Origin of the sequence: Bifidobacterium criceti (assembly GCF_002286935.1) — a bacterium.
In the GTDB taxonomy this organism is placed as follows: Bacteria; Actinomycetota; Actinomycetes; order Actinomycetales; family Bifidobacteriaceae; genus Bifidobacterium; species Bifidobacterium criceti.
In genome coordinates, this window is sequence record NZ_MVOH01000006.1 from 1 (window position 1) to 16,717 (window position 16,717).

The 16,717-nt window shown below is 61.0% G+C and carries 14 protein-coding genes and 1 riboswitch; of the genes, 6 read left to right on the plus strand and 8 right to left on the minus strand.

Annotated features, from left to right (window positions below; genetic code table 11):
- Positions 1-523 (plus strand): IS21-like element helper ATPase IstB (istB, locus tag B1526_RS01730; protein ID WP_106408088.1); only part of this gene is annotated, 523 nt, incomplete at its 5' end.
- Here istB and B1526_RS09450 read toward each other — a convergent pair.
- The gene (locus tag B1526_RS09450; protein WP_456061920.1) at positions 471-923 is read right to left on the minus strand and encodes a transposase-like zinc-binding domain-containing protein; all 453 of its coding nucleotides are present in this window, start codon (positions 921-923) and stop codon (positions 471-473) included. The two genes, istB and B1526_RS09450, sit on opposite strands and share 53 nt — an antisense overlap.
- A gap of 493 nt (positions 924-1,416) precedes the next feature.
- Between B1526_RS09450 and B1526_RS01735 the strand changes: the two genes are divergently transcribed.
- Both B1526_RS01735 and B1526_RS01740 read left to right on the plus strand, forming a co-directional pair.
- On the plus strand, positions 1,417-2,247 hold the full coding sequence (locus B1526_RS01735; RefSeq protein ID WP_235606983.1) for an aldo/keto reductase: 831 nt from the start codon (positions 1,417-1,419) through the stop codon (positions 2,245-2,247).
- A 235-nt stretch (positions 2,248-2,482) separates the two neighbouring features.
- Positions 2,483-2,788 carry a YhbY family RNA-binding protein gene (locus B1526_RS01740; protein ID WP_095614676.1) on the plus strand — a complete coding sequence of 102 codons (306 nt, stop codon included), beginning with the start codon at positions 2,483-2,485 and terminating at the stop codon, positions 2,786-2,788.
- A 212-nt stretch (positions 2,789-3,000) separates the two neighbouring features.
- Here the strand turns inward: B1526_RS01740 and tenA are convergent, their stop codons facing one another.
- Entirely contained in the window at positions 3,001-3,750 is a 750-nt protein-coding gene (gene tenA / locus B1526_RS01745) for a thiaminase II (protein ID WP_095614415.1), read from the minus strand.
- Positions 3,741-3,852: riboswitch (TPP riboswitch) on the minus strand. It overlaps the preceding gene by 10 nt.
- 310 nt (positions 3,853-4,162) lie before the next feature.
- On the opposite strand from tenA, the gene B1526_RS01750 reads away from it, so the two are divergent.
- On the plus strand, positions 4,163-4,522 hold the full coding sequence (locus B1526_RS01750) for a YccF domain-containing protein (RefSeq protein WP_095614416.1): 360 nt from the start codon (positions 4,163-4,165) through the stop codon (positions 4,520-4,522).
- A 160-nt stretch (positions 4,523-4,682) separates the two neighbouring features.
- Here the strand turns inward: B1526_RS01750 and B1526_RS01755 are convergent, their stop codons facing one another.
- The 4 genes from B1526_RS01755 to B1526_RS01770 form a co-directional block, all read right to left on the minus strand.
- The gene (locus B1526_RS01755) at positions 4,683-5,054 is read right to left on the minus strand and encodes a metallopeptidase family protein (protein ID WP_095614417.1); all 372 of its coding nucleotides are present in this window, start codon (positions 5,052-5,054) and stop codon (positions 4,683-4,685) included.
- The gene (locus B1526_RS01760; RefSeq protein ID WP_095614418.1) at positions 5,041-5,895 is read right to left on the minus strand and encodes a MazG nucleotide pyrophosphohydrolase domain-containing protein; all 855 of its coding nucleotides are present in this window, start codon (positions 5,893-5,895) and stop codon (positions 5,041-5,043) included. Before B1526_RS01760 ends, B1526_RS01755 begins: the two co-directional genes overlap by 14 nt.
- A gap of 17 nt (positions 5,896-5,912) precedes the next feature.
- A complete protein-coding gene (locus B1526_RS01765) occupies positions 5,913-6,635 on the minus strand; it encodes a GNAT family N-acetyltransferase (RefSeq protein WP_235606984.1) in 723 nt (240 codons plus the stop codon).
- A gap of 124 nt (positions 6,636-6,759) precedes the next feature.
- Positions 6,760-8,331: a DUF6508 domain-containing protein gene (locus tag B1526_RS01770; RefSeq protein ID WP_095614419.1), complete on the minus strand. Its 1,572-nt coding sequence runs from the start codon at positions 8,329-8,331 to the stop codon at positions 6,760-6,762.
- A gap of 286 nt (positions 8,332-8,617) precedes the next feature.
- Between B1526_RS01770 and B1526_RS01775 the strand changes: the two genes are divergently transcribed.
- A complete protein-coding gene (locus B1526_RS01775) occupies positions 8,618-10,495 on the plus strand; it encodes an AMP-dependent synthetase/ligase (RefSeq protein ID WP_095614420.1) in 1,878 nt (625 codons plus the stop codon).
- A gap of 506 nt (positions 10,496-11,001) precedes the next feature.
- On the opposite strand, the gene B1526_RS01780 is transcribed toward B1526_RS01775, so the two are convergent.
- Both B1526_RS01780 and B1526_RS01785 read right to left on the minus strand, forming a co-directional pair.
- Positions 11,002-12,513: an MFS transporter gene (locus B1526_RS01780; RefSeq protein ID WP_407640985.1), complete on the minus strand. Its 1,512-nt coding sequence runs from the start codon at positions 12,511-12,513 to the stop codon at positions 11,002-11,004.
- 80 nt (positions 12,514-12,593) lie between these two features.
- Positions 12,594-14,012, minus strand: a complete 1,419-nt coding sequence (locus B1526_RS01785; protein WP_095614422.1) for a replication-associated recombination protein A — start codon at positions 14,010-14,012, stop codon at positions 12,594-12,596.
- 87 nt (positions 14,013-14,099) lie between these two features.
- Between B1526_RS01785 and B1526_RS01790 the strand changes: the two genes are divergently transcribed.
- Positions 14,100-16,667 (plus strand): DEAD/DEAH box helicase, encoded by a 2,568-nt coding sequence (locus B1526_RS01790; protein WP_095614423.1) that lies wholly within the window; start codon positions 14,100-14,102, stop codon positions 16,665-16,667.
- Positions 16,668-16,717 lie beyond the last annotated feature (50 nt).

The window sequence follows — 16,717 nt, forward strand, 5'->3', positions numbered from 1 at the left end:
CAGGGACCAACTCACCAGCCTCGAGTTCCTCGACCACGCCCAGGACCTCGTCTTCTACGGACGCACCGGACGAGGCAAGACCCACCTGGCCACCGCCCTGGGCGTCAAAGCCATCGGACAGGGACGCGCCGTGCGCTTCTGCCAGACCGCCGAACTCGTCCTGCAACTGGGCAAGGCCAAACGCGCCGGCAGTCTCGATCAGATCCTCAAGGACCTGGCCCGCGCCGATCTGATCATCCTCGATGAATTCGGCTACGTGCCCTTCGACATCGACGGCGCCCGCCTGCTCTACCAGATCATCGCCGGCGCCTATGAACGACGCAGCATCATCTTCACCACCAACATCGAATTCGGCAAATGGGGCACCATCTTCGCGGATGACAAACTCGCCGCCGCGATCGTCGACCGCATCGTCCACCACGGACGCCTCATCGAATTCCACGGACCAAGCCGACGCATGAGCGAAGCCCTCATGTTCGACCACACCAACAACCAATCAACCACGACCAGCATGCCCCAATGACCAAAACCGAAAAAACTACATGACCAAAACCAAAACACCGACTTGACAAAATACACCCGTCCATCGGGCATGGCGGCCACAGGCTCCACCCAAGCTCGTTGCGCCGGCGCAGCGTGCGGGCGCTCACATGCCGCCGCTCTTGGGTGTCCGCCGACAGCAGCCAGTCGATGAACCCGCGCACGTCGCGCGCGGCTGTGTCATAGCCGCGCGTCCTGCTCGACCCGCATCCCGTGTCCTTGCACCGCCAGCGGGTCCTGCCCGCGCTGGTCGTGCCGTTCCTTTTCATCTCCCCGCCGCACCGCGGGCACAATGGCTGTCCCATGACACCATGGAACCGGCACTTTCGAACGGCTGTCAACCCAAGCGGCAGTAAGGGTCGACAAGGATTCCAGACACACATTCCGGCCGGGCGCGAAAGCCACACCACCGTCTTTCGAACCCATGAAACCCTATGCGACACAAGGCCTAAGGCACGATTCCAGACACACTTTTTGGCCTATAACCCTTTTTTTCACCGCCGATGCGCGACCATATGCCGACACCTCACGCATCCGTCAACCGACTTGCCCGTTCCTCCCGCCGCCTCCAGCAATCATTCGCTGCTACCGATGACGCTACCGAGAATGCCTCCCTTCCCTTCCTACATTTCCTACATTCCCGGGTTCCTCGCACCGCTTATTCAGCATACGGCATCGATAATCGACGCTTAGGATTAGGCACAACGGTCCGTCTTCACGTTCCGCGTCCATCGTCACCACGCGACGTCGCCGATGCGCACAATGTCTATGATGCAAACGACTTGCATACTTGATTGCGACGGTACGGGGAGCATCGGGACGGCACCTGTGCAACCGCCCATTCGCGGCATACGACATACGAGGAATCGAGGAATCGTGAAACCCACAGGACATGACATCGTACTCAACAACGACGTGCTCATTCCACAAGTCGGCCTCGGCGTCTTCCAGACGCCGGGCGGACAGACGACAATCGACGCCGTGCATGCGGCGCTCGAATGCGGCTACCGTCATGTGGACACGGCGAGCATCTACGGCAACGAACAGTCGGTCGGCGAAGCGGTCAAGACAAGCGGCGTGCCACGTGAAGACGTATTCATCACGACGAAGCTGTGGAACGAGGACATCCGCAAACACCGCACGATGGAGGCGTTCGAAGAAAGCCTCGAACGCCTCGGCACCGACTATGTCGACCTCTATCTCATCCACTGGCCTGCGGAAGGTTGGCAGGACGCATGGGGCGCGCTTCAGGAAATCTACAGGAGCGGACGTGCACGTGCCATCGGCGTGAGCAATTTCGCGAAGAACCACCTCGACGAACTGTTGGCGAACACGGATGTCAAACCGGCCGTCGACCAGATCGAGTCGTCCCCCACGTTCCCGAACCAGGACATGATCGACTACTGCCATGGGCACGGCATAGGCGTCGAGGCATGGAGTCCGCTTGGTGGTACCGGTAGCGGCCTGCTCAAGGATGACCGCCTCCTCGAAATCGGCGAAAAGTACGGCAAGTCGTCGGCGCAGGTCGTCATCCGCTGGCATCTGCAGCGTGGCGTGATCGTGCTGCCGAAATCGGTGCACAACACGCGCATCCAACAGAACATCAATGTATTCGATTTCGAACTCGACGACGAGGACATGCACAAGATCAGCGCGATGGACACCGGCAAACGCAACGGCGCCGATCCGAACAACTTCGATTTCTGATCATCCGACTCAATCCATCCGACCGATGTGAGGTAGTGGTTACGGGAGGCACGCGCGCGTGCCTCCCGTAACCACTACCTCCCGTAACCAGTGCGGGAGACGGATGCTTCTGCGGCAACACCGATCAACCACCCCTCCGAAGACGCGCGTCGGCATATCATATGCATCGGTTACGATGGTGCGGTTACGCACTTGCATGAACATCATCGACAGCACACAGAAGGACACCGATAGCATGGCATTGACGAAGAAACAGACGAAGCAGCTGCGCGCGATGGCGAACCAGCTCAAGCCCCTCGTCTACATTGGCAAGAACGACCTGACAGACGCCGCGATCAAGCAGGCAGACGAGACAATCGAGAAACGCGAACTGATCAAGGGTCAGGTTCAGGACGGCTCCGGCATGGATGCGCGCGAGGCCGCCGGGAACCTCGCCGATGCGCTCGGCGCCGACGTCGTTCAGGTCATCGGCAACCGTTTCGTCCTCTTCCGCGTCTCGAAACGCGACGACGTCGAACACATCCGTCTCGTCCGCGAATGATCAGTGAATGACCTGTTCCTAATCTGTATCTGTTTGATTGATACATGGAATGGGACATATGATGAAATCAACAACCCTTTGATATCGACTATTGATCAGACATACACGATACATATATAAATTGGTCGCACCGTTCCCGGAATCGAACGGTGCGGCCTCTTCATATTGTTCACACAGTCGCACTTACGGGATGCACATGCATCACGTAACAATCATGACGCATCAAGCGCGATCCACTGCGGTTTCCAGCTCATCTGCTCATCATACGCGCTTGACCAGAACATGTATTCATTCTCGACGCCGTGGATGAACAATTCGACCAATTCGTCACGTTTGGCGTCATCGACATGTGCGGCGAGCTGCTCGATGTGCTCGATGAGCCACACGGAGGACTGCCAGAATTCGTCGGTTTTATAGGTGTCAATCCAGCTTTTGTACGGATTGTCCGCAAGTGTGTCCGCGAACTCGGCGGCAAGCCGCTGCCCGTAATCGGCGTACACCCACGCGCACGGCAGCACGGCGACGAGCACATCGAGCAGGTCGCCGCCATAGGCGATGGCAAGCATATGCGTCGTGTACGCACGCGCGAACGCCGACTGCCTCGCTTGGCGCATGTCTTCAGACGTGATGCCATACGACGCCAGATAGTCGTTATGGAGTGACTTCTCGACGTCGAATATCGCACGCTGCACGCCGACCATGAACTTCATGATGTCCGCATCGTCCGTTTTCGTGAGGGCGAGCGCGTGCACTTTCGCGTAATCGTTGAGATACAGCTCATCCTGTTTGAGGTAGAACGCGAACTTGTGTGTCGGCAACGTGCCCGCGCCGAGTTCGCGGATGAACGGCTGCCGGTAACCTTCCTCCCATACGAGGTCCGCGGCATCGCGCATCCTGCGTGCAAACGGTGGCAAGTTCGTCAATGTGATACCGGTTGCATGATGTGACTGTTCTGTTGTCATTATCCGTCTCCCTACGCTGGTGTTAACCAACAGGTTCAAAGGGTCAGATCGATGATCTTCTCAACCTGCGGCGTTCGGCCGCGGGTTCCCCTGCGTTGTTCCGCGCGTGATGCGCGCCTTTGTAGTATGTCAGCATTCCTCGACGACGCCGGAGACGCACGCGGTGCCTCCCGTAAGCGGCAGTGCCCCCGTACGTAAGAGATAATGTCACCCGTCCATAAGCGGTAGTGCGGCCCGTAAGCGATACACCCGTAAGCAATAACGCCACTCGTAGATGATTACGGCTCTCGTAAGTGATGTGGCACCCGTAAGCGATGCCACCCGTAAGCGATGGTGGCATCCAGTTCATGACCAATCAAATAAACTCAGTATTTTCAGCGAATACGCATGCTCTTCCCGTATACTGTGTGGCATGAGATTAGTCGGCAATATTCTATGGTTGATACTCGGCGGTTTGGAGATCGCGTTCGCATGGCTCGTCGTCGGGGTGCTGCTGTGCATGTCGATCGTCGGCATCCCGTTGGGACTCCAGGCGTTCAAGATGGCGAAGCTCACGCTCACGCCTTTCGGGTTGCATGTCGTCTACGGTGGCGGCGCAGGATCGCTTATCGTCAACATCATCTGGGTTGTGCTCGTCGGTTTCTGGATGGCGCTCGGCTACTGCGTCGCAGGCGTCCTCAACTGCATCACAATCATCGGCGTGCCGTTCGGCATCCAGTCGTTCAAGATGGCGAAGCTCGCACTGTGGCCGTTCGGTTCGACGATTTCCTGAAAACCGCACTCCCCGATGCGCTACCGGTGGCATGAGCAACGTGCCACCGGTAGCAATACGCATCCAACAGCATGATGCGCGATCAGGACGCACGTGCCACCGGTAGGACGAATACACACGTTATCCACCACACCGCGCATCCGCGCGCGACAAACGTCGATCAGTATCCGTGCGAATGCAGGTAGGCGTCGTCGAAGCCGAAATAATGGCCGATCTCGTGGAGCACCGTCTTCTGAATCTGCGTGATGAGTTCCTTATGCGTATGGCAGACGCGTTCGTGCGGTCCGCGGAAGATCGTGATGACATCCGGCAGCTCGCCTGCGAAACTGAATCCACGTTTCGTGATCGGCGTACCTTGGTAGAGGCCGAGGAGTTCGCCATGGTCGTCGACGTGCGCCGATGCGAGCTGTTCCTTGCTCGGTTCGTCTGCCGTCGTGATCGCGATGTTCTGCAACGCGTCCTTGAATTTCTGCGGCAACCCCGCGATCGCCTCGTGCACGGCGGCGTTGAACGCCTGCCTACTGATCTGCATCGTCTTCCCTTTCGTCCATCGACGCCATGCCGGCGACGCCCGCATCCGGTAAGCCAGCCTCGGCACTTTGCGCACCGATGCCGCCTTCGATGTCGACGATCGCCGCCTCCACTTCCCGTAACCGGTTGCGCAGGTCACGTTCGATGTCGACGCCCGCGCGTTGTGCCTCGCGCACGATCTCGAGTATCCGGTCCGCATAATCGTCGACGAGTGCGCTCGGCGCATCGAATGCGGTTTCGAGGTCGTCCGCATTCGCCGACTTGCGGATGCGTGAGACGACTTTCGCACTGCGGGGAAGCGCCCCTTGCGCGTTCGAGATGCCGTCGAGCACCGATGCCCTGCGCTTTTCGCGCTGCTTCATCCGCTCCCACAACGCGAGCGTATCATCCGCGCCGAGTTCGCCCTGTGCTTCGTCGTCGGCGCGGAACACGCGTGGATGCCTTGTGATGAGTTTGTCGACGAGCCTGTCGCACACTTCGTCGATGTCGAAGGGGTCGGACGGGTCCTCCGAGCAGATCTGCGCCTGGAACACCGACTGCAGCAGCATGTCGCCGAGTTCCTCGCGCATGTTGTCACGGTCCGCGGTCTCGACGGCGTCGATGTATTCGTAGGTTTCCTCAAGCAACGGTTTGAGGAGTGTCTCGTTCGTCTGTTCGCCGTCCCACGGGCAGCCGTCGGGGCCGTGCAGGACCGCGACGACCGCCCTGACGCGTTCGAGCGCACATGATGCTTCCCGTACCGGATTGAGTTTCGAACAATGTTCGAACCCTTCAGGAAGCCGGTATTCGTCTGCGGCGGCGCCTGCGCGCGCGCCGCCGGTCGTCGTCTGTGCCGTCGTCATCGTTCGCCGTGCACCCGTCAGTCACGGCCGAGCGGATTGACGCCTTCGTTCGCCGGTGACGTCTCGTTGTCATAGACGAACGCGTGCAGATGGTCGTCGAGCACGTCGTCTTCGGCGTGCACTTCGGCTTCCTCTTTCGGCGTGTGCGGTTCGTTGTCGAGCACGGCCGATTCGGCGCGCCGCGTGAGCCCCGCGTTGTCGTAGAACGCATAGTCGCATTGACTGTCGGTGAACAGGAAGTAGCGTTCGACGCCCGCCTGCTTGAATTGGTCGGTCATCCAGCCGAACAGGTGCTTGCCGATCCCCTGCCCACGCATGTCGGGACGGATGAGCAGCAGGACAAGCTCGCCTTGATAGGCGTGGCCGTCCTTCTTCGCTTCGGCGATCATCTTGAGGTTCGTGTCCTCATACCGTTTCATATCCAGCAGCGCCTTGCGTCCGCGCGACGATGTCAGCAGCGACGCGAGCAGCCGCATGTTGCGTGTCCGATGGCTGTTGAGGCCGTTGCGTGTCTCCTGCGCGTCGATGCGCCCGAGCACGACGCCGACGATTTCGCCGTCCTTGACCGCGACCTGGGCGTTTGTCGCACGCCCGAGGCAATGTTCAAGGTCGATTTCGGCGAGTTTCATCTCCAAGTCGTGATCCATCGTCGGATCGGTGTGCCATGCGTCGCACAGCATCTGCGTGATTGCCGGATAGTCGTCGCGGCGCATTGTCCTGTATGTGATTGTGTCGTTCATACCTCTCATGCTACGCGCGTGGCGCGTCTCCAGCACGGCGATTCACCTTCCGGCGTGCATCGGCGGCCACGCCGGCGCACGTCACATGACGCCTCGGTTTCGTGGCATTTGGGACATGTCCGTCTCAGATGAGGTCGGCTTCGTCGCCATCGACTTCGCGCATGCGTTTGAGGAGGCGCACGATGATGCCGTTTTCGAGGCATTCGGCAAGATAGCCCTCGTTGCGGCGCTCACGGTAGACAATCATCGTGATGAGCGCGGCGATGAGCGCGGCGTCGAGCGTATCGACATTGAGGATCGGAATCGACACATCCTTGTCAAGCCCATAGTGCCGCAACGTGCGCGCGTAGTCCTTGTCCCCCTGGTTGATGACGAGGTCGACGAAACTCAGGACGACTTCGTTGTAGACGCAGTATCCGACGTTGTGCATCGCGAGCGCGCCTTCGGTGAGGAACTCGACATGGTAGAGCGGCGCTGATGGTGTCTCGAACGGTTCGATGTACGCGGTGAGCCAATCGTAGCGTGGTCCGTCGGGCGTGTGTTCGCGCATGACGTCGATGGCGTCGGCGTAATGGCCGTACATCGTCTCGTCGATGTCCGTGTGTGCACCACGCTTTCTCGTGAGCGTACGTGGGGCGTTGTCGTCCGTCGATTTCGGCAGCACGATGCGGAAACGGTAGCGTCGTGCGATGTCGAGCACCATCGCGACGATGTGCGCGCAGATGTGCTTCGCCTGCGCGGCCGCGCACGTGCATGTGACTTTCGCGACGACGTCATGGCGCATGAGCAGATCGACCTGTTCGTCCGTGTCGCCATCGCGCACAACGGCGTGGCGGATGCCGAACGAGGTGTCGGTCAGCTGTGAGACGGCGTCATCCTTGAACAGTCGCACACCGCGCGCGAGCGCGTCCGGGCTCGACCATGACGCGAGCTCGCGCATGATGTGTCCGACGCGGATGCCGGAGTCGATGAGCCGCAGGCGCGCGTGGTTGCCGATGCCGAGGACGCTTCTGCGTTCGTCGGGGATCTCGAGTTCGCTTTCCGCCGCCATCTCGATCGTGTCCCGTGCGTGCACACGCAACGGGTCGCTGTTGAGTCCGTTGATGCGCACGATGTCCGAGTTCTTGATCGCCGTGCCGGGGATGCGGTGCCATGCGCTCACGATGTGCAACACCTGCGAATCCTCATAGAGGACGATGAAGTTGCGTCCGATCGACGCGTACCACCATTCGTCGAGCGCGTTGTTGACCGGGTCGAGCATCGCGTCCTTCGCGATCTTCCAGCTCGGCATATGGTGTTCGTCCGTCTGGAACAGCTGCGCGAGGTTGGTTCTGAACGCCTGCGAGTACATGACGCCGCCTGTGACGCCCGACGACATGAGCGCGCGGAACGAACGGTAGGTCACGGGGACGGACGCGATGTCGCATTGTTCGTAGACGGTCCCCGGACCATAGGTGATGAGCGGGTCGTCGCCGCGCAGCGAGCCATCCAGCGTCGGATACTCACACAGCACCATCGCACCACACGTCAGGCAGTGTTCGAAGATACGTCCCCCCGGGAGCGTGACACCGGTGTCGAACGCACAATCGTAGTTGTAATGGGCAAGCGATGAGGATGGGATGAACCCGAACATCTGGGGGCCCTGCGTGTCGAGCCCGTGCAGCGGAGCGCCGCAAACGCACTGTCTCCTGACCAAGCCTACCTCCTTCATTCGGCATACGACCGCAGAGGAAAATTATCTCTTGCAGACTGTCTATCGAGGACATGATTATCAGCTACCAGCAGAAGGAGGTGTCCAATAGTCATTATGAGATTTATCTGATGAATTAATCATACCAGTTTGTTCGTCCTGAGCGAACTGTTTCTGGTATCACGGCATGTCGCGGGCGTCCGACCATCCGATATCCGAACGCTTACGTAACCGTAGGGTGGACACACGAGCGAACCTCGTTTTGTATGCGCGAGCGAGTAATCGTATACGTATGAGCGAAGACAACACGAAGCGCGCCACGCGCGATGACGACGAAGTCACGAACGCGACGGTGATCGTCAAGGAATACACGACGGCACTGCACGAGCCGATCGACCCGGACATCAACCTCTTCGATTTCCTCGCGCAGCGCGCGCAACGCGACGCCGACGGTTCGATGGTCAGCTACAAGAACGGCGATGGCCAATGGGAGACGTTCTCAGCCGCCGAGTTCCGCGACAAGGTCATCGCGATCGCGAAGGGGCTCATCGGATGGGGCGCACGCCCGGGCGAATCGATTGCGATCATCGCGCACACACGTTGGGAATGGGTCGCGCTCGACCTCGCGATCATGTCAATCGGTTGCGTGACCGTTCCCGTCTACGAAACGAACTCCCCCGCGCAGATCCGCACCGTCTTCAACGACGCGTCCGTCGTGCTCGCGTTCGCCGAGGACGACGGACAGCGTGAGAAAGTCGAATCGATCAATGTCGACGTCGCATCGCTGCGTGCGACGTATGTCATCACATCGGACGCCGTCAACGCGATCATCGCGTTCGGCGCGCACGTGAGCGACGACGAATTCGAAAAGCGGCGCAAAGCCACGCACGGGGATATGCTCGCGACGATCATCTACACGTCCGGCTCGACGGGAACGCCGAAGGGCATCGAGATCAGCCACAGGAACATGGCGGCCGAATGCATGCACGCGCTGCAGTACATGCCACGCGCGATCAACATCCCCGACCGCCGCCTGCTGCTGTTCCTGCCGATGTCCCACGTCTTCGCAAGGTTCATGACGATCGTCGCGTTCGCAGGAACACTCACGCTCGGCCTGAGCAGCAACATGAAGACGATCATCAAGGATTTCGAGAACTTCGGACCGACACTGCTGCTCGCCGTGCCACGCGTGTTCGAGAAGGTCTACAACGCCGCGTCCCAACGCGCCGGCACCGGCATCGCGGGGCGCATGTTCCTGCGCGGCGTGAAGGCGGCGCAGGAATGGTCGCGATACGAACAGTCCGGCGAGCGCATGCCGGCTTCCGTGAGGATGCGGCACGCGTTCTACAACCAGATCGTCTACAAGAAGATCCGCACCGTCTTCGGCCCGAACGCCGATTTCGCGATCACAGGCGGCGCGCCGATGGACTCGGACCTTGCGCATTTCTACAACGGCATCGGCATGCCGCTGCTCGAGGGATACGGGATGACGGAGACGTGCGGACCGGTGAGCGTGAGCCTGCCGGAGAACAACCGCATCGGCACGATCGGGCAGCCGCTGTGCGGCACGACGGTCGGCATCGCACAGGACGGCGAGCTGTGCTTCAAAGGCGAAAGCGTATGCATGGGCTACCACAACCAGCCCGAGGTGACGGAACAGCAGATCACGGACGGATGGCTGCACACAGGCGACCTCGGCGATGTGGACGAGGATGGCTTCATCACGCTTACGGGCCGCAAGAAGGACCTCATCATCACCGCGGGCGGCAAGAACGTCTCCCCAGGCCAGCTGGAGACGACTGTCATGACATCGCCCGTCGTCGCGCAGTGTCTTGTCATCGGCGACCGCAAACCGTTCATCGCGGCGCTCATCACGCTCGACCTCGACGATGCGAACGCGTGGCTCACATCCCAGGGCGCGGCGCCCGCCTCGTCGCTCGAAGAGCTCTCGAAGAACCCGATCGTCTACACGGAGGTCGAACGCATCGTCAACAAGGCGAACGAAGGTGTCTCCCGAGCGGAATCGATCCGCAAATTCGAAATCCTCCCCGACGAGTTCACGCAGGACAACGGCATGATCACCGCGAGCCTCAAGACGCGCCGCAAGCAGATCGTCGACCATTACAGGAAGCTCATAGACACGGTCATCTACGCGCCACGAAAGAAGTGACACCTCCACCAAGCATTTCGGGGTGCGGTTCCTGGAACCGCACCCCGAAATTTTTCACCATGTCCGCGCCCCGTATCGTATCTCCATTCTTCCTATCGCGATGTCTCTCTTCCCCAGCCACCATACACATCCCATATCCCCCACTGTTACGGGCTGCACATCCTCTTACGGGTCGCATATCCTCTTACTGGTCGCACTTCACGCTCCTTCTGTTACGGGCTGCATATTTTGTCGGAAGCATCCCCTGTGCGTTCATGTTTTTTACGGGCCGCACCCCCTGTCGCCCCGGTTGCGCTCTCTGTTACCGGTTGCACACCCTTAGTGGGCAGCGTCCCTGCGCGACCATGTTTTTACGGATGGGCGCCTACGTACTGGCGGCATGCCCTACGGGAGGCATAAATCTCACATATTGTCCGACGCATCCGCTTACCGGGCGGTACTGCTTTAACAAGCAGTACCGCCCGGTAAGCGGATGCGCCCGGTAAGGAAACGGAAACATCCAGACATCAACGAAGGGTGCGGAGCATGCGGTGCGCACGCATGCGGAATGCCGCGAAGAGGAAGCACCAAGCGGCAACGACGATGCACAGCATAAGCGCGAAGGTCCAGCATCCACCAATCGTCGTCGCATGTGCGAATGCCGGCGTCCCCTGTGCACCGGCACCGGCCTGGGCGATCGCGAACACGGTCGAGAACAGCGTCGTACCTGCGGCGCCACCGAACTGCAACGATGTGTTGAACACGGCGTTGCCGTCGGGAGAGAACTCGGGAGCGACACCGTTGAGCGCCGAAGTGAGGATGTTCGAGTAGCCGAGCGCGTACCCCACACCGAAAATGAAGTAGAACCCCGCAAGCAGTACGGGCGTCATGTGCATCGAGAACCCAAGCATGAGCACCAGTGCGACAATGCACGCCGTGAACGCCGACAGGATCGGGCGCGTGGCGCCGTAGCGGTCATAGAACATGCCGCCCACAGGCGCGAAGAACGCGCCGATGAGCGCGCCCGGCAGCACGAGCAGGCCTGCGATGAGCGCGCTCGTGCCAAGCGAGAGCTGCGCGAGGTTCGTGATGACATAGCCGAATCCGATGCCGACCATCGGCATGAGCAGATAGGCGGCGAGATGGAACAGCACTACGGGGTCGCGCATCCATCCAAGACGGATGATTGGCGAATACGACCGCTTCGTCGACCATCCGAAGAATAGAAGCGCCCCGATGCCGACGACGAACGCGACAGCCGCCACGACGACCGTCAGCACGGCGCTGTTGCCGGCGACGGCATCGCTTATCGCGACGCCGGTCTGGTTGATCGCGAGGATGAGGCCGGCAAGGCCGAGCACGATCGCGACGAACTGCAGCGGATTGAGCTTCGCCTCCTCAACGTCGCGTTTCTGTTGGATGCACACGAGTCCGATCGGCAACGATACGATGAGCACGACCGGGATGACGAACACGAATATGCTACGCCACGGCAGCACGCTCGTGACCGCGCCGCCGACCGTAGGGCCGATCGCTGGCGCGACGGTGATGACGAGGGAGCCGACGCCCATGAGCCTGCCGACCTTCGAGCGCGGCGACTGCTGCAGGATGATGTTCATCATGAGCGGCGTCGCGATACCCGAGCCGACACCCTGAATGACGCGCGCGAGCAGGATGACGGCGAAATTCGAGGTGAAGACCACGATCGCGGAACCGGCCACCGCGAGCGCAACCGCCGCGACGAACGTCGATTTCATCGTGAACCGACGGTTGAGGTACGAGGAAAGCGGCATCGTGACGCCGACGGACAACAGGTAGATCGTCGTGATCCACTGTACGGTCGCCATGTCGACGCCGAATTCATCCATGAGCTGCGGGAAGAGCACCGTCATGACCGTTTCCGTGAGGATGCCGATGAACGCAAGCGAACCGACCGCGACGATGGATCCGATGAGTTTCCCCGGAATCCTTTCACTGTCTACGTCGTTCGCGGCCGGCGGAATTCGGCGTTCGTTTCCGTCATTCGTCGTGGTCTGCATCGTGTTCAAAATGGGCATGCTCCTTTCTCACCTGCCCGTCGCATGCCGCACGGCGCACAGGGACGATGATCGATGGATGATCAGTGATTATTGGTTTCGCCATCGCGTCGCGTCGCACCCTGCGGGCCCCCGGACCTGCGGAGGATGGATCGGATGGCGTCAAGACGGGGTCCGAGTTCGTGTTCGTACCCCCTGTCATTGGGATGATAGTACTCGCGCCCAACCAATTCGTCCGGCATGTACTGCTGCGCAGCGACCGCACCGGGCGCCTCATGCGCGTATTGGTACCCCTCGTGGTTGCCCCAGCTTTTCATGAGTTTCGTAGGCGCATTGCGCAGATGCAGCGGCACCTGCCCGATGAGGCCGGCGTCGACGTCCGCGAGCGCGTCGTTGATCGCCATATAGCTCGCGTTGGATTTCGGTGCCGTCGCCACGGCGAGCGCGGCTTCGGACAGGATGATGCGCGCTTCGGGCATGCCGATCATCGCGACCGCCTGCGCGGCGGCGACCGTCACCTGCAGGATCTGCGGCGCGGCCATGCCTACCTCCTCGGCCGCCGCGATCATGATGCGCCGTGCGATGAACCTGGGGTCTTCGCCCGCGCGGATCATACGCGCCAGATAGTGCAGCGTCGCGTCCGGATCCGATCCGCGCATCGATTTGATGAACGCGGAGATGACGTCGTAGTGGTCGTCTCCGTCTTTGTCGTACCGTACGGTCGCCGCATCCATGACCTGTGCGACGACTTGGGCGTCGATGACGGGCTTTGCCGTGTCCGATCCGCGTTCCGAGGCGCGCTGGGGCGCGTCGAGCGCGCCCGCGGCCGCTTCGAGGATCATGAGCGATTTCCTCGCATCGCCGCCGGCCATGCGGATGATGTCGTCAAGTGCCGTGGGATCGAGTATGACGTTGCCGTCGAGTCCGCGTGGGTCGTCGACGGCGCGTGTGACGACGGTCTTCAGTTCGTCGGGTTCAAGTGGTTCGAGTTTGACGACGACCGATCGGCTCAGCAGTGGTTTGATGACCGAGAAACTCGGGTTCTCGGTCGTTGCGGCGATGAACGTGACGTCCCTGTTCTCGACACTGGGCAATAGCGCGTCCTGTTGCGATTTCGAGAACCGGTGTACCTCGTCGATGAACAGGACCGTCTCCTTGCCTTCGGATACGAGCCGCTCGTGAGCGCGCGAGAGCACGGCGCGCACGTCCTTGACGCCGGATGTGACCGCGGACAGCTCCTCGAAGACACGCCCCGACCGCTGTGCGACGATATAGGCGAGCGTCGTCTTCCCGACGCCGGGGGGACCGAACAGGATAATCGAGCTGGGTGCGGTGAGCGAACCGCGCGATGCGGGGTCGGCGAGCCGGCGCAGCGGCGATCCAGGCTCGAGCACACGCCGCTGCCCGACGACGTCGTCGAGTGTCGTCGGGCGCATGCGTACGGCGAGCGGTCGCACGAGTTCATCATCGGCCTCGGTCGCCGAGAACAGATCTTCCGTCATACGCACCAGTCTAACGCCCCATCGTTCGAACATTTGTTCGACACGCCGCCCTGCAGGGATACAAGGGCGCGCATTAGACTGGACGGTATGACGGATGACACGAAGTATGGTTCCCTCGGCGAGCTCGCGCCGAGCTGGGGTCCGGGGATGGACCCCCTGACGGATGACGAGATCTATGAGCGTTTCTTCACATGGGTCCACGACGTCAAAGGCATCGAGCCATGGCCGCATCAGGAGGAGGCGGTCATGGACCTGCTCGCGGGCGACCACGTGATCCTCAACACGCCGACCGGTTCGGGCAAATCGCTCGTGGCGCTTGGCATGCACTTCGCCGCGTTGTCGACGGGGAGGCGCTCCTATTACACGGCGCCGATCAAGGCCCTCGTCTCGGAGAAGTTCTTCGACCTCGTCGAGGTGTTCGGACGAGACAACGTCGGCATGGTCACAGGCGATTCCCATATCAACGCCGACGCCCCGATCATCTGCTGCACCGCGGAGATCCTCGCGAATCAGGCGTTGCGCGAAGGCACACACGCGGACATCGGATGTGTCGCGATGGACGAGTTCCACTTCTACGGCGACCCCGAACGCGGCTGGGCGTGGCAGGTCCCGCTGCTCACGCTGCCGCAGACGCAGTTCCTGCTGATGAGCGCGACGCTCGGCGATGTGAACGCAATCGCCGACAAGCTCGAACGCATGACCGACGCGGATGTGGACATCATCGCCGACGCGCCGCGCCCCGTCCCGCTGTCCTACGAATACACGCTGCACCCTCTGGAGAAGACGGTCGAACTGGCGATCGCGAAGGACGAGACGCCCGTCTATGTCGTGCATTTCTCCCAGGACGCCGCCCTTGACACCGCGCAATCGCTCGCGAGCGCAGGCGTCTCGAACAAGGAGCAGCGCAAGGCGATCGCCGAAGCGATCGCCGGCACAAAATTCACGACGGCGTTTGGCAAGATCCTCAAGCGTCTGCTCGCCAATGGCGTCGGCATCCACCACGCCGGCATGCTCCCCCGCTACCGCAGGCTTGTCGAACAGCTCGCACAGAAGGGCCTGCTGCCGGTCATATGCGGCACCGATACGCTCGGCGTCGGCATCAATGTGCCGATCCACTCCGTCGTGCTCACACAGCTGACGAAATTCGACGGTTCGCGCATGCGCAGGCTGCGCGCCCGTGAATTCCATCAGATCGCCGGCCGCGCGGGGCGCAGCGGGTTCGACACCGAAGGCCTCGTCATTGCCGAGGCTCCGGAATACGAGATCGAGAACGCGAAGGCGGTCGCGAAAGCCGGCGACGACCCCAAGAAACTGCGCAAAATCAAGCGCAAGAAGGCACCGGAGGGTTTCGTGACATGGAACGAGCAGACCTTCGACAAGCTGATTGACGCCGCACCCGAAACACTTGTGCCGCATATGAAAATCACCCACGCGATCGTGCTCAACGAAGTGGAACAGGGAGGGGACGCGCGCAGGCGCGTCGACGACCTCATCGACGATTCGCAGCAGACGCCTGAGCAGAAGGACCAGCTGCACACACGTGCCGACGAGATCTTCACGACGCTGCTCGACACCGGCGTCATCGAGACCGAGGACCGCGCGGACGGCGGCAAGGACTGCTATCTGACGGTCGATGTCCCGCGTGATTTCGCGCTCGACCAGCCGTTGAGCCCGTTCCTGCTCGCCGCGCTCGAACTGCTCGACCCACAGAGCGAGACGTATGCGCTCGACGTCATCTCGATGGTCGAGGCGACGCTCGAGGATCCCAAGCAGGTGCTGCGCGCGCAGGAACGGCAGGCGCGCGACGCCGCGATGGCGGACATGAAGGCGGATGGCGTCGATTATGACGAACGCATGGAACGCATCCAGGACATCACCTATTCGAAGCCGCTTGCGGACATGCTTGACGCCGCGTTCACCCAATACCGCCATGATGTGCCTTGGGCGAACGACTATTGGCTGAGCCCGAAATCAGTCGTCCGCGACATGGTCGAGACGGCGTCCGATTTCACCGGGTATATCGCGCGCTACAACATCGCGCGTTCCGAAGGCACACTGTTGCGCTACCTGTCCGACGCATACCGTGTGCTCGCGCGCACCGTTCCGCCCGAGAAACGCGACGAACGACTCGATGATATCATCGCATGGCTGCGCGTCGTCGTCCGCTCGATCGATTCGAGCCTCGTCGACGAATGGGAGAACGCCGGACGCCTTGACGAGGGGGATGCCGCGACGCTCGCCGCGCCGACAGGTCCCGACGCCGTCGTCGAAGACCGCCGCGGCCTGACAGTCCTCGTCCGCAACGCGCTGTTCCGCCGCGTCCAGCTCATCGACCTCGACGACCCCGAAGCACTCGGCGCACTCGACAAGGATTGGCATTACGGCGTGCATGAATGGGAGGACACGCTCGACGCGTTCTACGACGAACACGAATACGTCGGCACGGATATGAAGGCGCGCAGCGGCGAGTTCTTCATCATCGATGAACGCGACGAGCGACAGGGCCACACGTGGACCGTGCGACAGATCCTCGACGATTCCGACGGCGACCATGATTGGGCAATCACAGGCGTCGTCGACCTCGATGCGACACAGGAGCAGGGTGAGGTCGTGTTCCGTGACTACAGCGTCAGGAACGTGACCGAAGCACAATAGACGGCAGACACAAGGGATACGACAATGAATTGAGATACATCGATCTATAT

Coding starts and splice junctions, on each gene's coding strand:
- B1526_RS01775 (WP_095614420.1), top strand. CDS start 8,618: ATGAGCGAAGACAACACGAAGCGCGCCACGCGCGATGACGACGAAGTC.
- B1526_RS01760 (WP_095614418.1), bottom strand. CDS start 5,895: ATGACGACGGCACAGACGACGACCGGCGGCGCGCGCGCAGGCGCCGCC.
- B1526_RS01780 (WP_407640985.1), bottom strand. CDS start 12,513: ATGCAGACCACGACGAATGACGGAAACGAACGCCGAATTCCGCCGGCC.
- B1526_RS01785 (WP_095614422.1), bottom strand. CDS start 14,012: ATGACGGAAGATCTGTTCTCGGCGACCGAGGCCGATGATGAACTCGTG.
- tenA (WP_095614415.1), bottom strand. CDS start 3,750: ATGACAACAGAACAGTCACATCATGCAACCGGTATCACATTGACGAAC.
- B1526_RS01750 (WP_095614416.1), top strand. CDS start 4,163: ATGAGATTAGTCGGCAATATTCTATGGTTGATACTCGGCGGTTTGGAG.
- B1526_RS01755 (WP_095614417.1), bottom strand. CDS start 5,054: ATGCAGATCAGTAGGCAGGCGTTCAACGCCGCCGTGCACGAGGCGATC.
- B1526_RS09450 (WP_456061920.1), bottom strand. CDS start 923: ATGTGTGTCTGGAATCCTTGTCGACCCTTACTGCCGCTTGGGTTGACA.
- B1526_RS01765 (WP_235606984.1), bottom strand. CDS start 6,635: ATGAACGACACAATCACATACAGGACAATGCGCCGCGACGACTATCCG.
- B1526_RS01740 (WP_095614676.1), top strand. CDS start 2,483: ATGGCATTGACGAAGAAACAGACGAAGCAGCTGCGCGCGATGGCGAAC.
- B1526_RS01790 (WP_095614423.1), top strand. CDS start 14,100: ATGACGGATGACACGAAGTATGGTTCCCTCGGCGAGCTCGCGCCGAGC.